Here is a 15972-nt window from a genome sequence, read left to right as displayed (position 1 = left end):
CAAAACTGAGGGTTTGGGAGTCACTTACTAATAAATTTACTAATAAATTGTTGAATTAGCTATTGAATCAGCTGGGTAAAGGTTGAATGGGCTTTGAACTGATAAATAGAAGTTATATAAATTATGGAATCTAAGTTAATTGATTGATATTTATTCATAGTTAGGAAAGCGAAGTTAGAACAGCAAAAAATAACTGAATTGCTATTTTTTAGAGAGATAAATCATGGATCAAGCAGACTATATTTTATGGTTTGACACTGTCAACAATCAGGACGTGGAGCGGGTTGGCGGTAAAAATGCCTCTTTGGGGGAGCTGGTCAGCCAGCTAAAATCTCAGGATATCCGCGTGCCGGATGGGTTTGCCCTCACGGCGACCGCCTACCGCGCCTTTGTGGCCGCCAATGACCTAGAGGGGCAAATCCGCGATCAGCTGCAGGCTTTTGCCCAAGAAAAGCAGTCTTTAGCCAAAACGGGTAAAGCCATCCGGCGATTGTTTCACAACGCCGAGTTTCCTGAAGACCTAGAAGCCAATATTCGCCAGGCTTATCAGGAACTCAGCCGCCGCTATCAGGTCGATGAAGTGGACACCGCCGTCCGCAGCAGCGCCACTGCCGAAGATCTGCCCGATGCCAGCTTTGCCGGACAGCAAGAATCTTTCTTAAACGTGACTGGCGAAACGGAAGTGCTCAATGCCTGCCGTCGCTGCTACGCCTCTCTCTTTACCAACCGGGCCATCAGCTACCGGGTAGAGAAGGGCTTTGACCACATGGAAGTCGCCCTGTCGGTGGGGGTGCAGAAAATGGTGCGATCGGACAAAGCCTGTGCCGGGGTGATGTTCTCAATTGACACCGAAACCGGATTTCCCCATACGGTACTGCTGACCGGGTCGTGGGGGCTGGGGGAAGCGGTGGTGCAGGGGTCGGTGACCCCCGATCAGTTCACCATCTTCAAGCCGCTGCTGAAAGAGGGATTCCGGCCCATCGTGGAAAAGACCAAGGGCACCAAGGCCAAAAAGATAATTTATACCGACGACAATAGCAAAGACACGATTAAGACCGTCGATACCTCCGGCAAAGAGCGTCAAGCCTTTGTGCTCAACGACGACGAAATTTTGCAGCTAGCCCGGTGGGCGGTGCTGATTGAAAATCACTATGGCTGTCCGATGGACATGGAATGGGCCAAAGATGGCAATAGCGGGGAGCTGTTTATTGTGCAGGCCCGCCCGGAAACGGTGCAGTCCCAGCGGACAGCCGGAATGCTCAAGACCTACAAGCTCAAGGAGCGGCCTGAACCAATTTTGACCGGGCTGAGTATTGGGGACGCGATCGCGGCGGGTAAAGTCTGCCGCGTCCTCAGCACCCAGGACATCGATCAGGTTGAAGACGGCAGCATCCTAGTCACCGAAATGACCGACCCGGACTGGGTGCCGGTGATGAAGCGGGTGGCGGGCATCGTTACCGACTACGGCGGCCGCACCTGTCACGCGGCTATTGTCAGCCGGGAGCTGGGGATTCCGGCGATTGTGGGCACCGGAGACGGCAGCCGCACCCTCCAGAGTGACCAAGAAGTAACGATTTCCTGTGCTGAAGGGGATCAGGGCAATATCTACGAAGGTCAGCTCGAATTTGAGGCGGTGGACGTGGATCTCAACGATGTCCCCAGCACTCGCACCCAAATCATGATGAATATCGCCAGCCCGTCTGCCGCCTTCAACTGGTGGCAGCTCCCAGCAGAGGGCATTGGCCTAGCCCGGATGGAGTTTGTGATCAACAACCTGGTGAAAATTCACCCAATGGCGCTGGTCAACTACGACCACCTGGAAGACCGGGATGCCTGGAAGACAATCCGCGACATGACTAAGGGCTACAGCGATAAGCGCGAATATTTTGTCGATATTCTCTCCCACGGCATCGGCAAAATCGCCGCTTCTCAGCATCCCCATCCCGTCATTGTGCGGCTGAGCGATTTCAAGACCAATGAGTACGCCGATCTAATTGGCGGGCGGGAGTTTGAGCACGAAGAAGCGAACCCAATGCTGGGCTTTCGCGGGGCGGCCAGGTATTACAGCGATCGCTACAAAGCAGGCTTTGCCCTAGAATGTCAGGCCCTCAAGCGGGTGCGGGAAGTCATGGGCTTTGACAACGTGATTGTCATGGTGCCCTTCTGCCGTAAGATCTCTGAGGCCGATCGGGTGCTGCAGGTGCTGGCAGAAAACGGCCTCAAACAGGGCGAGCACAATTTGCAGATCTACGTCATGTGCGAAATTCCCTCAAACGTGCTGCTGGCCGATCAGTTTGCCGAACGCTTTGACGGCTTTTCCATTGGCTCCAATGACCTGACCCAGCTCGTGTTAGGCGTCGATCGCGACTCTAGCGACCTAGCCGAGCTGTTTGATGAAACTGATGAAGCCGTGCAGCTTGCCATTACCCAGGTGATTGAAGCGGCTCATCGGCACAACCGCAAGGTAGGCATCTGCGGTCAGGGTCCCAGCGATAAGCCTGAATTTGCTGCTTTTCTGGTGAAAGCGGGAATTGACTCTATGTCTCTCAATCCAGATAGCGTGGTACAGGTGAAGCGGCTGGTAGCCGATAAAGAAGCCAGCGGCTAATGAGCTGTTCCCGATTTTTAGAGGGCATAGGGCTTGGTTCAGGCAGTAGATGTCTGATCAGGCCCGGCGGAGCTAATAGGCCAATTTTAGGATTCGCTGCCAGGCTACAGGTGATACAAGAGAAAGTAAACCCAGCTTCAAAATACGCATGACTCTTGGCATCTGGATCCTTGGCGATCAGCTCTGGCCGGATCAGGCGGCTTTACACAGCCGTCAAGACCGCCGCTCAGAAACTCCGGTCATTCTCATCGAGTCGCGGCGTCACGTGCAGACGCGGCGCTACCACGCTCAAAAGCTGATTTTAGTTTGGTCGGCAATGCGCCACTTTGCCGCTGCGCTGCGGCAAGCCGGTTGGCCCGTCACTTACGAAATCGCTGACGATTTTGCAATGCCTCTGCAGCAGTGGATAAAAGCTAACAACATCACCACGCTGCAGCTAATGGAGCCGAGCGATCGCCCCTTTGCCCAGTATCTCGATGCCCTAGAGCTGCCCTGTTCCCTAGAGCGCCTGCCCAACAACCTGTTTCTCTGGCCGGTGGCGGACTTTCAGCAGTGGGCAGAAAAGCGCAAAAGCCTGCTAATGGAGAGCTTTTACCGGGAAGGTCGCCAGCGCTTAGATGTGCTGATGGAGGGTAAAGATCCCGTTGGCGGCCAGTGGAACTTTGACAAAGCCAATCGCCAGCCGCCCAAAGGCGACATCCAGCCGCCTGCGCCCCTCTGGTTCGAGCCAGATCAGATCACCCTAGAGGTGATTGAAACTGTCGAAAACCTAGACACTCCCACCTTTGGCGCTGCCAAACCGTTTCGCTGGGGCGTGACCCGGCAGCAGGCCCAGCAGGTATTGGCCTACTTTCTCACAGAGCGGCTGGCAACCTTTGGTCCCTATCAGGATGCGATGGTCACTGGGGAAGAAACTCTGTGGCACGCTATGCTGTCGCCTTACTTGAACCTAGGGCTGCTGCATCCCTTGGAAGTGATAGAGGCGGTAGAGCAGGCTTTTTATGATGACTCAGACCTGCCGCTCAACAGCGTTGAGGGTTTAATTCGCCAAATCTTAGGCTGGCGGGAATACATGCGCGGCATTTATCATCACGTTCCAGCCGACTATCCTCAGCGCAACTGGTTTGAGCATCAGCAGCCACTGCCCGAATTTTTCTGGACTGCCGACACGCCCATGAACTGCCTGCATCAAAGTCTCGACCAGGTGCGGCGGACGGGCTATGCCCATCACATTCAGCGCCTGATGATTCTCAGCAACTTTGCTCTGATTGCCGGACTGTCGCCTCAGGCCGTGGAAGACTGGTTTCACGCCGCTTTCGTGGATGCTTACGACTGGGTGATGCAGACCAATGTGATTGGCATGGGCCTCTTTGCCGACGGCGGCGTATTAGCCTCTAAACCCTATGCTGCCTCTGCTAACTACGTCAACCGCATGAGCGACTACTGCAAGGGCTGTCAGTACAATCACCGCGATCGCACTGGCGATAACGCCTGTCCGTTTAACTTCTTTTACTGGGACTTTATGGCGCGTCACCGCGATAAGCTCAAATCTCAAGGCCGGATGAACTTTCTGCTAGCCCATCTCGACAAGATGGCCCCAGCGGAGCTAGCCGAGATCCGGCAGCGGGCCAAGGAGTGGTGGCAAGAGCAGGGGGAATGAGGCGATCGGAGGACACGTGCTCCCTTGTCTCATCTCGCTGCCGCCTCGGTACCATAGAAATAGATCCGCTCCCTGGGAGACACGCCATGACTGAAACGACTGAACCGTTACGACAGAGCCAGCTTTTAGGCCGTTTAGTGATTGACTATGACACGACTGAGGAAGTGGGCCATGTCGATCGCCTGTTGGTCAACCCCAAGTCGCACCAGGTAGAGGGACTCGTGAGCAAGTCAGGCTTTCTAGGGCGTAACAAGCAGACGATCGCCTGGGTACAGATGCAGACCATTGGCAAAGACAGCGTCTTGGTGCGGCTGCAGGGGAGCGCCGGCACAGACCTTGCCGAGGCCCAGCCGATGATGGGGCTAGAGGTGTGGAGCGATGCGGGCGATCGCGTGGGACATCTGGTGGATTACTGCATTGATCCAGAATCAGGGGCGATCGCCGCCTACTGGTTCACTAAGGAAGGGCTGCAAAGTATTACTGAAGGGGTCTATAGTCTCAGTCCTAGCAGCATCGTCAGTGCCGGACGCAAACGGGTGATGGTGACAGATCAGGCCGTGGCCGCAGCGGTACAGGTGACTGAAGGGCTAGAGCATCACGCCGGGGAAGCGGCTGACTTTTTCCGGCAGGATTACCATCAAACCCAGCAGGACTGGCATTCAGCGGTAGAAAATACCCAGGCGATCGCAGATCAGGTGCAAAGCCGCACTCAGCAGCTAGCTGAAAAGGCTAAGGAGCGCTTCAGCGGCACCCAGAGTCAGTTTCAGGAAAAGACGCAGGAGCTGAGCGGTCGCTTTCAGAAAACGTTTTCCCAGTTCAAAGATCGGTGGCAGCCAGGCAATGAGCCGCGCGATCGCAGACTGGACAAAACCGATGCGGACAAAACGATCGACATCACCCCGCTAGAAACCTGGCCGGAGGACGAAGAGGACGAAGATCGCACAGAACTGCTCTGAGCTAGAAAATAGGCAAGGCAAGACGAACGGTAGCCTTTTGAGTTCTAGGTTTGGGTTCAACGCTGCCAAAGCCGGATGTGGGCTGCGGCGATTTCAGGTCTTGTCAATCGTCAGCCCTTGGGGGTCAATAGGGAAAGGGCTTTTCCCCTTTCTGTTTCTACTGAGCAAGAATCTATGCCCCGTGTTTGGCGTTTTGTCGTTTTAGTCAGCTGTATTTTGTGCTTGAGCGCCTGTAGCTTTTGGCAAGAAGGCCCAACAAAAGCTGTTGTGCAGCAGGCGATCGCCCTGCAGGCTCAGCAAATTCAGCAGAATTTATTGCAGCAGCTGGCGCCCCGGCAGACTGAGCTGCCTAAAATTAAAATCAGCGATGTCAGTATCGATCGCCGTCAGGTAGTGCGCCTCTCGCAAACCTCGGCCTATCAGGTAAACGGCACCTACAGCGCCAAAGTTGAGTTTCCCAACCGAACCCTGACGGAGCAAGACAGCCCCTTTGAAGTCTATCTCCAGCGCCAGCCTGACAGCGAAGCCTGGGTTCTGATCCGTCCTGAATAAACGCGCCCTCCGCTCAGCAAGGGCTAAAAGAAACTGCCGCTGCCTCACGTGAAGAGACAGGCGACAGTCAGCGACTAGAGGCTTAACTTAGCCGACACCGCTTAGTCAAGATCACCTTCACCTCATTGGGGCGATCGGTGGGCATGGGCTGGCTCCAGGCAGTGGCTTCGGCGTAGCCCAGCACGTGCAGGCGGTGGATCTCTAGCCGGATGCAGGGCCAGGGGCCATACATGAGAATGCGCACCTGATCGCCAGAGTCGGCTGACTCATGCACGGGCGGGGCGATCGCGCAGGACGGGCGATCGCTGACATGATTTTCTTGAAACATGATTTTTTCCTTTTTTGGGTTTGAGTCTGGGAGGGAAAGGCGGAAGCAGATGAAGGATGAAGGCAGAACGATGAAATGAAAGGCCCTCGGCCTCTATCACCCCACCGCTTAATTTCTGCCCTTTGCCTTCTAACTTCTGCCTTTTCTTCTGCCTTTCCCTTAATCCCAGAACCCAAAAACATAGCCACCCCACAAGATTGCAGCGCAAAGTAGGGTGGCTAAGGGTAAAATCACCCCTAGACCGTCCCGAACTGCGTCCCAGTTTGGGGGGTTTAGGCTCCTGTTGGTGTTTGCTCCACCTTCAGGGGCCGCTAGGTTTTTGAGTCTGTGTGAACAAGCTGCAACGTTTGGACTGCTACAGCTTAATGAGCAAGTTTAGAATATTGGGCGATCGGCGTCAATAGAAAATGTCTTAGCGCCTGACACATTCTGTTTTTAGCCGATCTTTGTGTTTGCGTAAGTTGGCGCTGAGTCTGCGAAACCTAACGCAGCTGACTTGCAAGCAATTAATAAATTATTGATGAACAACCTTAGACACGTTTGGCTCTAGATCAGGAAATAATTATGCTGAATCATTCCACCTATTTACCCGTATGGAGATCTTAGGTGGACATAATTCCATCTATCCACCCAAAACAGGATCTTAGGCAGAAGTATTTCCACCTATTTACCCGTATAGGGATCTTAGGTGGAAACTTTCCCTCTAATTAAGAGTTATGCCGCTGAGTTTTCGGTGAGGACGCAACCGCAAAGTCAGCGGTTAGCATTCAGCGTTAGTTCACCGGAAAGTTGTTGGTGAGGAAAACTCGCTGGTCTTTGCGACATGCCAACATGGTTTATTGAGGGCAAAGCTATGATGGTGAAAACAATCTTCACAAAAACTTTGCTAGAGGCAATTCATGATTGAGGGGCAGTGGTATAACGTTACTCGCATGGTTCATTTAATAGGTGGACTGAGAGCCGCTAACAAGCCAGGATCAGAAGTCGTTATTCCTCTTGGTAGCAACGATCCTATACCAACTTTTTCAATAGATAGGTATCACGATTTACCGTGGGCTTTAATCTCGTTAGGATTCAAGATTGTTGGAATTGACTACTATGAAACCTCTCAACAAGCACAGGGATACTACCCACCCACGTGGTATCCATTCCACGCAAATCAAGAAAACAAAGATACCTCTCTTAATGCAGAGAATAAGTGGAGTTGGTTAGCTAATGCTGCTTTCAAGGCAGAAAAGATTGAATTAATGGATATTTGTAGTCGAATTGTTTTTGAAATGAGAGCTTGTAATTTAAGGCTTCGGCAATTATCGGAGGCATATAACGTTGAGCTTTGGTCTTTGTGCGAACAGCAGCAGTTTTCCCCTGGTAAGATTGAAACATTAAATTCATTTTCTATCTATTTAGAAACTCATGATCTTCTGAGAGAGTTATGCACTCTTCGGGATTATTTGGCAGAGTTTATTGCGAATTTTGTACTCAAAATCTCTCTCAACACAGGCGATCGAATTCGATCGATGACTTCCTTGAGAAAACAGATAGTTAAAGCCAAAATCACGGATAATTCCATAGCTTCTGAACTTTGTGAAATAACCAATGAAGGTGAAGACGGTTGGTTGGCTAAGCTGTCTGCTTACCGAGATTTAGTTGTTCACTATGTACCTTTAGGACAAGCAACAAGAAAGGAATTTGTTGTCAGACGGTTTCTTCCTAATAGAAACTTAGGAAACCTGCCTTCAATCTATTTTCCAATTCCGTCTAATCCATTCTCAATTAAGCAAGTTCGCTCGAAAGGCTCTCCATTTGAAACCGTGTCTGAGTGGATTGAGGCTTCTAAACAAGATGATGATTCTGCCCCTGATGCTCTTGAATATTGTTTGTACTCTGTTGGGAACATGATGTCTTTAGCTTGCAGAATTGCCAAAGAAGCACCGATCTCTCCTGAGATGCCAACTTTTGTTAAGGGGGTGGACATTGAGGAGGTTGTGTAGTGAAATTTCAGGCTTTAAGCAGTCGCGGCATAACAAGCCCGTTGCACACCGACCGTACAAAGTTCTCTTCGTTGAGTTCGAGAGGTTGCTAGCGGCGGGTGAACGGGGTCGTTAGCTGTCTCTGTCCTACTCTGTTGCACACTTGCTATTTCCTGGAGATTTCATGGTCATACACTTCAAGCTTACAGATGAAGAAATGCAAGAAGTTTACAGAATCTCTGCAAGTTGCACTGAAAGTGTAGAAAGGCTATACCAACACCTAGAAATGCTGACATGGGGAGATGGACTCTTAGAATTTAGAATGCAAGCAGGTGTCGGGCTATTGCCCTGGATGGAGCAACTTCAGGAATTAAGTGATCGCGTTAATCTTCGACTTCAAAAGTCGGGTGTCTCGGTAGGCCCTAGCTTAGAATTATATAAAGAGTGGTTGACTAGGCAAAATACGCCCGAAATATAAAAACAGCCAAAGTATATTTTCTTGAAATGGCAGAATATCTCTTTTCAGAATTTAAAAATAAAGAGTTTGATTTGCTTCATCAGGCAATGTCGGAAATACTCGATATTCCTAAAGAAAAATATATAACCATGTATGACACCATGAGACAGGAGTTTAATCTTGAAGACTATCCTCCTGAAATCAGGCTCCCCCGAACTATATTTCGTTCCAATGATCTGGATTTTCAGGAACGCTACAGCGAAGCTCTCGTAGTCGGGGTTGATATCCCCAGTTTGCTTGAAAAGAACGATAATTGTTCCAATAAAAAGACAATTACTGTTTTAGGTCAAGATCCTTTGCGAAAAAGTAAAAAGAGGATAGAAGATATTGGAATTGCAACACCATATGCGATGCATTTGAAGATTTGCCGGGAAAAACTACGTAATACAAGGCTCTATTTCGATTTGATTAAGGTTTTGTTGGATGAGGGGTATAGAGTTTATCTTACAGATATCTTTAAAGTCTGGGTTAGTGAAGCTGATGAAGATAAGGCGATTCCTCTAAGCAGGAAAGATTATCCGCGATTTGCAGATGTTTTAAGAACTGAGTTAGAAATTTTCAAGTCCCCTGTCGTCATTACATGGGGAAAAGTTGCCAGTAGAACACTCGGGTCACTCAAGTTGAATGTTAATTATCTAGAATTTCCTCATCCTAGTGGTGCCAACAATGGTAAGTGGCGTGAACTGATGGGACAACCAGCAACGCGGGAAAATCGCATTAGTTTTTGGAAGCAAAAAATCGGTGATGTTTTAATGGATTCATAAGTGGCTTATCGATATGCCAGCTAACAACCCCGGTGCAGCGGATTGAAGAATACTGCTGGTGCTGAGTTGAAGATTATTGCAACCGCTGACCGGGAACGTTGTCTCTGAAAGCGGATTGACTCGGAGCTTCTTGTGAATTCATGAAGGTTTCGATAACTGCTGAGCAAGAACGTTAAGTTGGCTCCGCTCACAGATCTTGCAGTCGTCTTCACAGACAATCAATTGTGGCGGTTGCTCAAAAGTTGGCTCATGGTGGTGACATCAATTAGACAGTACGATTGCCCATCGCAGTAGATTGGGGTTGAGGTACGAAACCCAACAGCAAAGCCCTTTCTGCTCCCAGTTCACCTTGTCCGAAAATATTATTTCCCTTCCAAGCCCGTTGGCTAGCTTCGAGGACAGCTGAGCGAATTGTCTTAGGCGGGCGAGGCCCGCCCCAGCGTGAATTTCTTAAGCGATCGCCAGTTCAGGCTGGTTCAAGGCCGGTACCCGTCGCCCAACTGCTGCCGCAATCGGTCGTAGGCTGTGCACCAGCGCCACCATCTCTTCCAGAGACAGGGCCTGACGCGCATCAGAAACCGACTTCTCTGGCTCAGGATGGCACTCAATAATTAGGCCATCTGCGCCAGCGGCGATCGCCGCTTTAGCCAAGTTCGGCACCAGCTCGCGCTTCCCAGCGGCATGGCTAGGATCGACAATCACAGGCAAATGGGTCATCTGCTTCAGCCCTACCACCGCACCCAAATCTAGGACATTGCGGGTGTAGTTATCGAAGCTGCGAATTCCCCGCTCGCACAGCATGACATGGGGATTGCCGTGACTGACAATGTACTCAGCTGCCATCACAAACTCCTCCACGGTCGCTGCCAGCCCCCGCTTCAGGAGAATAGGCTGCTGAACTGCGCCCAATGCCTTCAGCAGATCGAAGTTTTGCATATTGCGGCTACCCACCTGCAAGACATCCGCGTGAGCTGCAACCGCCTCAATCTGGGCGATCGCCATTACCTCAGTCACCACGGGTATCTGAAAGCGCCGCCGCACATCGTCCAAAATAGTCAGCCCCGCCTCTCCCATCCCTTGAAACGAATAGGGGGAAGTGCGGGGCTTGAAAACGCCGCCTCTCAGCGCCTGCACTGGGCCTAAGGCCAGTCGGGTTGCCACCTGCTCCATCTGTTCTAAGCTCTCAACCGTGCAGGGTCCCCCCACAATGAGCAGTTCATCACCGCCCACGGTGACGCCATTGGGCAGCTCAATTAGGCTTTGGTGAGCAATATGAGATTTAGCGATCAGTTTTGCGTCTTTCATGAAAATCCTTGAAGTTGGGTGATGAACAGAAATAAGAGCGTTAAAAACCCCGAAGCCTGTAGCAGCTCCGGGGTCAAAAAAGCGCACATGGCGTTTTTACCCGGAGCGGCTCCCGGTGTAAAAGTAGCTAAAAAACCAGTTGTGAAGGCTGTAGGTAGTCATAGGACGAGCTGAGCTAATTAGATCCTAATAAAGCAAAAACCGCAGAGGCAGCTCTGCGGTTCACAAGAAGGCATACGACGATGTGGCGTCACCCCTCGTGAACCTCCGTAAAAAACCAAAAATAAAATCGGCGAGCAGCTTTTAGCATCGGAAAAACTCTTTAGATGATTTCAAAGTAACAGGGGATTCTCTTCAACGTCAACTACCCGCTAGGGGAATAGGTCGCTATTAGCCACACCCGCTTCATCAAAATTAAATATAGATTTACCGAATCTTGCAAAACATCCGGAAAACTTCTTTCTATCTTGAAGAAGATTTTCGGTATCAGAATGTACCTAATGGGACTTGATAAAATACAAAGCTTAGAGAGCTAACCCAACTGGGTGAAATTACTGAAATAACCTCAGGGTTGAAAAACCGTCATCGCATCTAAATCGTCTGTTGCTCACTCAAAGGAATCGACAAACTGTGGAAAGTCTTGTCTCGACCTTGGAACCCTCTGCGATCGCTTTTCCAACTCATCCGTTAGAGCTATCACCTAGTCCAAATCAGCATCTTGTCTTTATTGATGCCGCTGTTGAGCAGTATGAACAGCTAGTTGCAGGCGCGGCAGCAACCACCGAAGTTGTTTTGCTCACAGCCGAGCGCGACAGCCTTGCCCAAATTAGCGAAGTTCTGCGCGATCGCCAAAATGTGGCCAGCCTGCACATCGTTTCTCATGGTCAGGCCGGTAGCCTCTCGCTGGGAAATGCCGATATTGATCTCAATGCCCTATCCCGATATGGCGATCAGCTAGCAGGCTGGGCCAGCGCCCTGACCGACACAGCCGATATTCTGCTCTATGGCTGCGACGTAGCCCAAGGCGCAGCCGGACAGGCATTTGTGCAGCAGCTGAGCCACCTGACCGGCGCTGATGTAGCGGCCTCTACAGATCTGACTGGCAGCGCGGCTTTAGGCGGAGACTGGACTTTAGAGACAACCACAGGCCATATCGAAGCGGCGATCGCCTTTACCAGTGCAATGCGGCAAACCTACGCTGGCAGCTTCAGCAGCGTCTCTACTGAAGCCCTCGTAGCCCATCTCACCTTTGATGAAACCAGCGGCACTCAGGCAGCTGACACCTCCCCCAACGGCGCTAGCAACGCCGGTACATTAGTGAATGGCGCTAGCTTTGTAAACAGCAATACGCCACTGGCCGGAGCGATCGCTCTCGATGGCATCAATGATTATGTAGACATTGCTAACTCTAGCGATATCAACTTGGGCAGCCATCCCCAGCGCACCATCTCTACCTGGTTCAAAGTCAACGACAAATCTATCGCCAGCCAAAAGCAGGTAATTTACGAAGAGGGCGGTGGCGCTCGCGGCCTCAATATTTATGTGCATGACAACCAGCTTTATGTCGGCGGCTGGAATGAAAACGAGAGCAACTGGGCAGGTACTTACCTATCTACAGATGCAATTAGCAATGACACCTGGCACCACGTCACCCTGGTCTTAGACGCGGCTGCCGATGTCACAAACGTGCAGCCAGGAGCCTTCAAGGCTTACTTGGACGGAACCCTCTTTGGGGAGGGAGAAGGCTCACAGCTCTGGCAGCGAGCCGGGCTGATTGGGGTCGGCTCTGTTAACAACGCCACCCAGTTCCACAGTGGGGATGTCGGCGGAACAGCCGTCAATAGCTTTGCCGGAGAAATTGCCGACCTCCGCATTTACAATCGAGTGCTTGACGAGTCTGAAATAGACACCCTTGCCCTGGCCGCTACGCCACCGACAGTGCCAACGCCGCCGCCAACGCCGCCGCCAACGCCACCAGCCGATATTCCTCCGGCGGTCATGCAGCTTAAATTTGACGAGACTACGGGCACTCAGGCCAGCGATACATCAACCAGCGGCCTAGACAATTCCGGCACGCTGCGTAATGGTGCCATTTTTGTCGATACAGGTACTTCTCTAGCCGGAGCTGTTGATTTAGATGGCATTGATGATTATGTGGCGGTTGCTGACTCGCAGGATATCAACATCGGCAGTTTTGATCAGCGGACAGTTTCAATTTGGTTTCAGGCCGATGATGCCGCCAGCGCCAATCGCAAACAGGTAATTTACGAAGAGGGTGGCGGTACGCGCGGTCTCAATGTTTATCTAGACAGCGGCCAGCTCTACGTCGGTGGCTGGAATATGGCTGAAAGCGGCTGGTCAGGCACATACTTGTCTACGGATAGCATTCAGACGGGTGAATGGCACCATGTGGCTTTGGTATTGGCCTCTGATCCACAATCGAACAGCGTCCAGGCTGACGTGTTCAAAGCCTATCTAGATGGAACCCAGTTTGGTGTGGGGGCAGGATCAAGGCTGTGGTCTCACGGTGATGATATTGGTATTGGGGGTATCAATGGCGGCGCCCGCTTCCACACGGGCACGCTGTCTGGCAGCGGCACCCGTACCTTTGATGGCCGCATTGCCGATGCGCGACTTTTCAACCAGGCCCTAAGTGATACAGAAATTCAGGCGCTAGCTGGACTGCTCGAACCGCCTAGTACCGCGATCGCAGACAATATTGTCTTTCCAGATGACGCCGGCGTAGTCAACGTGCTGTCCTATGGTGCCATTCCCGATGATGGCCTAGACGATACGGCGGCTATTCAACAAGCCCTCAACGAAAATGCCGGTCAAAACTATGTCTTTTATTTTCAGAATGGCGTCTATGACATCAGCAATACGCTGACCCTAGGCGGTTCTGAAAAGCGTGCTATTTTCCAAGGTCAGAGCCAGGCTGGAACTGTACTTCGGCTAATGGATAGCCTTGACCCGGACTTTGCCGGTGCCATTATCCAGAATGGCGGCGTTCAAGGCACAACAGCCGATCGCTTCAACAACGCAGTCCGTAATATGACCCTCAGCATTGGCAGCAATAAGCCGAATGCCAAAGGTCTGCAGTTCTGGGCCAACAATCAGGGAACGGTCAAAGATGTAACAATTCTGTCAGAGGATGGCCAGGGCAATATTGGCTTAGATATGGCCTTTGACGATGCTATCGGGCCGCTATTTGTAGAAGGACTGACCGTAGACGGTTTTGATTACGGTATTATGACCCGCTGGCCCACCGCTAGTCAGACCTTTGAAGATATTACGCTGACCAATCAAAACGTCTACGGCTGGTGGAATACCAGCTCGCAGCGAGTCTTTGCCCGCGACGTCAAAAGCACGAATGCTGTTACCGCCATTCGCAATGATGGCGAGGCCGGTTTTGTGCTGACAGACTCTGTACTGACAGGCATCGGAGCGGCCAGCGACGTGGCGGCGATTGTGACGCAAAAGTCAATGTACGTCAGCAATACGCAAACCTCTGGCTATGAGCTAGCTCTAGATAATGTTGTTACCTACGGTCGAGGCAACCCAGATGTTTTGCCGGGGTATATCGAGGAATATTTGGCTAACGGATCAGGTAAAAATCGTTCTGGCGCTGCTTTTGAGCTGTTTGACTCGCCCGATCGGATGCTGAATCTGCCTGTGCAAGATGCACCCGTTATTCCCTGGGATTCTGACTTTAGCAACTGGAGTAGCCCCCACCTGCATGTGACTGAAGTTAATGGCGTTCCCAGCGGTATTCCTAACGATTTGCTAGACGATACTGCTGCGATTCAGGCGGCGATCGACTCTGGGGCTAGCACGATTTATATCCCTCAGGGCGAATGGGCTTTAGACAGCGCTTTAGAACTGCGAGGCAACGTGGTGCGCTTTATCGGCGTGGGGGCGCTGCTGGAAGCCGGTGCCAATGGCGTTGTTCGCGTAGCAGACGGCACTTCTGAGCCAATTGTGATTGAGCAGCTAGAGGGACTTGGCAGAATAGAACATGCCAGCGATCGCACCTTGATTCTCAATAATCTCAATGGCTTTGCCTATGCACCGGGCATTGATGCGCCGGGAGACGTATTTATCAATGACAGCGTAGGCGCGGCTTCCACCTTCCGTAACCAAAACGTTTGGGCCCGCCAGCTCAACATTGAAGGAGACACGCAGGCAGATCCTAACATTCAAGCCAAAGTGCTCAACGACAACAGCCAAGTTTGGATCCTAGGCTTAAAAACCGAAGATCCCGGCACCGTCATCAAAACCATTAACGGTGGCTCAACTGAGCTGCTCGGTACTTTCCACGCTGGCGGCGGCTTCTCAAATGCCAGCAATCCCCGCTTTGTCACGGTGGATGCCTCTTTCTCTGTGGCGGGCACCTATGGCGGCGGTTTTGAGCTACTGGCTAGCGAGACTCGTAACGGCGTGACTCGGACGACGAGTACGTTTAACCTGGCAGATGCCTATACTGCCTACGCTTTTGGGGATGAGCTGTGGGGGCATTGGAACTTTGAGGGCACGGCCACCGATAGTTCTCCCTATGGTCACGATGGCACCTTAGCCGGTGGGGCCGGATTCTCTAGCGACGCTGCTGCAGGCGGACAGTCTCTAATTTTGGACGGTAGCAGTCAGTCCGTGGAAGTTGCTAATTTTGTTTCGCCGAGTCAGCAAATGACCTTAGCTAGCTGGGTCAAGAGCGATACAGCCACTTGGAATGCTGATAACGTGCTGCTCAACAAAGGAGACGGGTTTAGACTCACTTCTATCGCTGGAACGCAGCGGTTAGAATTTGGCTTTGTGGAAAGCCAGAAGGGCGGTAACTGGCGGACAGTCGAATTCGACTTGTCAACCCTAGCCAACTTTGACCTAACGGCTTGGCATCACTATGCCGCTAGCTACAACAGCAACACGGGTGATCTGCAGCTCTATGTTGACGGCGTTTTACAGGCCAGCACTCGCCTGAGCGATGCTCCTCAGCTCACCCAAGATCTATCACCTCTGCAAATCGGCTATAACCCGGATGCAAACACCTACTTTGCCGGTCAGATTGATGATGTGCGACTTTATGGTCGAGCGCTTGGCAGCAACGAGATTGCCAGTCTAGCAGTCTAGGGACAAGACTTTATCGGAAATAAGAAAGGAATCGGTTGAAGTCACCATATCCTCTCACCGTTCGGGGTCAAGCGGCTTGACCCACTAGACGACCTGGCTTTGCTCGGTGTGTCAGGCGGAAGTTATGCAAGCCGCAGGCAGTCTCCATCACGTCATCGACGTAGTGGTCCAGCCAATTGCGAAAGGGT

At 51.6% G+C, this 15972-nt stretch carries 9 protein-coding genes; 7 read left to right on the top strand and 2 right to left on the bottom strand.

The features are described from left to right. Positions 1–223: 223 nt before the first annotated feature. From ppsA to QJQ48_RS21210, 4 genes are all read left to right on the top strand, one after another. Positions 224–2608, top strand: a complete 2385-nt coding sequence (gene ppsA / locus QJQ48_RS21225) for a phosphoenolpyruvate synthase (RefSeq protein ID WP_346293250.1) — start codon at positions 224–226, stop codon at positions 2606–2608. A gap of 148 nt (positions 2609–2756) precedes the next feature. Continuing rightward, positions 2757–4268, top strand: coding sequence for a cryptochrome/photolyase family protein (locus QJQ48_RS21220; RefSeq protein ID WP_346293249.1), 1512 nt, complete (start codon positions 2757–2759; stop codon positions 4266–4268). Positions 4269–4354: 86 nt separating this feature from the next. Beyond that, complete coding sequence (locus tag QJQ48_RS21215; protein ID WP_346293248.1) at positions 4355–5224, top strand: PRC-barrel domain-containing protein; 870 nt, start codon at positions 4355–4357, stop codon at positions 5222–5224. Positions 5225–5398: 174 nt separating this feature from the next. Further along, entirely contained in the window at positions 5399–5776 is a 378-nt protein-coding gene (locus QJQ48_RS21210; RefSeq protein WP_346293247.1) for a hypothetical protein, read from the top strand. Between the two features lie 82 nt (positions 5777–5858). Here the strand turns inward: QJQ48_RS21210 and QJQ48_RS21205 are convergent, their stop codons facing one another. Further along, positions 5859–6104, bottom strand: a complete 246-nt coding sequence (locus tag QJQ48_RS21205) for a hypothetical protein (protein ID WP_346293246.1) — start codon at positions 6102–6104, stop codon at positions 5859–5861. A gap of 899 nt (positions 6105–7003) precedes the next feature. On the opposite strand from QJQ48_RS21205, the gene QJQ48_RS21200 reads away from it, so the two are divergent. Both QJQ48_RS21200 and QJQ48_RS21195 read left to right on the top strand, forming a co-directional pair. Continuing rightward, the gene (locus QJQ48_RS21200; RefSeq protein ID WP_346293245.1) at positions 7004–8095 is read left to right on the top strand and encodes a hypothetical protein; all 1092 of its coding nucleotides are present in this window, start codon (positions 7004–7006) and stop codon (positions 8093–8095) included. Between the two features lie 483 nt (positions 8096–8578). Further along, entirely contained in the window at positions 8579–9355 is a 777-nt protein-coding gene (locus tag QJQ48_RS21195) for a uracil-DNA glycosylase family protein (protein ID WP_346293244.1), read from the top strand. Between the two features lie 450 nt (positions 9356–9805). Here QJQ48_RS21195 and aroF read toward each other — a convergent pair whose 3' ends face one another. Beyond that, the gene (gene aroF, locus QJQ48_RS21190) at positions 9806–10660 is read right to left on the bottom strand and encodes a 3-deoxy-7-phosphoheptulonate synthase (RefSeq protein ID WP_346293243.1); all 855 of its coding nucleotides are present in this window, start codon (positions 10658–10660) and stop codon (positions 9806–9808) included. Between the two features lie 630 nt (positions 10661–11290). Between aroF and QJQ48_RS21185 the strand changes: the two genes are divergently transcribed. After that, on the top strand, positions 11291–15784 hold the full coding sequence (locus QJQ48_RS21185) for a DUF4347 domain-containing protein (RefSeq protein ID WP_346293242.1): 4494 nt from the start codon (positions 11291–11293) through the stop codon (positions 15782–15784). Positions 15785–15972: the final 188 nt, after the last annotated feature.

The sequence above is a fragment of the Sphaerothrix gracilis Ecp01 genome, from assembly GCF_030405905.1.
Taxonomy (GTDB): domain Bacteria; phylum Cyanobacteriota; class Cyanobacteriia; order Phormidesmidales; family Phormidesmidaceae; genus Sphaerothrix; species Sphaerothrix gracilis.
The sequence above is the reverse complement of the archived record's forward strand: the minus strand, read 5'-3'. Positions and strand labels throughout refer to the sequence as shown.

What these genes read in the sequence shown, in the direction of transcription:
- ppsA (WP_346293250.1), top strand. Translation starts at nt 224, where the DNA reads ATGGATCAAGCAGACTATATTTTATGGTTTGACACTGTCAACAATCAG.
- QJQ48_RS21220 (WP_346293249.1), top strand. Translation starts at nt 2,757, where the DNA reads ATGACTCTTGGCATCTGGATCCTTGGCGATCAGCTCTGGCCGGATCAG.
- QJQ48_RS21215 (WP_346293248.1), top strand. Translation starts at nt 4,355, where the DNA reads ATGACTGAAACGACTGAACCGTTACGACAGAGCCAGCTTTTAGGCCGT.
- QJQ48_RS21210 (WP_346293247.1), top strand. Translation starts at nt 5,399, where the DNA reads ATGCCCCGTGTTTGGCGTTTTGTCGTTTTAGTCAGCTGTATTTTGTGC.
- QJQ48_RS21205 (WP_346293246.1), bottom strand. Translation starts at nt 6,104, where the DNA reads ATGTTTCAAGAAAATCATGTCAGCGATCGCCCGTCCTGCGCGATCGCC.
- QJQ48_RS21200 (WP_346293245.1), top strand. Translation starts at nt 7,004, where the DNA reads ATGATTGAGGGGCAGTGGTATAACGTTACTCGCATGGTTCATTTAATA.
- QJQ48_RS21195 (WP_346293244.1), top strand. Translation starts at nt 8,579, where the DNA reads ATGGCAGAATATCTCTTTTCAGAATTTAAAAATAAAGAGTTTGATTTG.
- aroF (WP_346293243.1), bottom strand. Translation starts at nt 10,660, where the DNA reads ATGAAAGACGCAAAACTGATCGCTAAATCTCATATTGCTCACCAAAGC.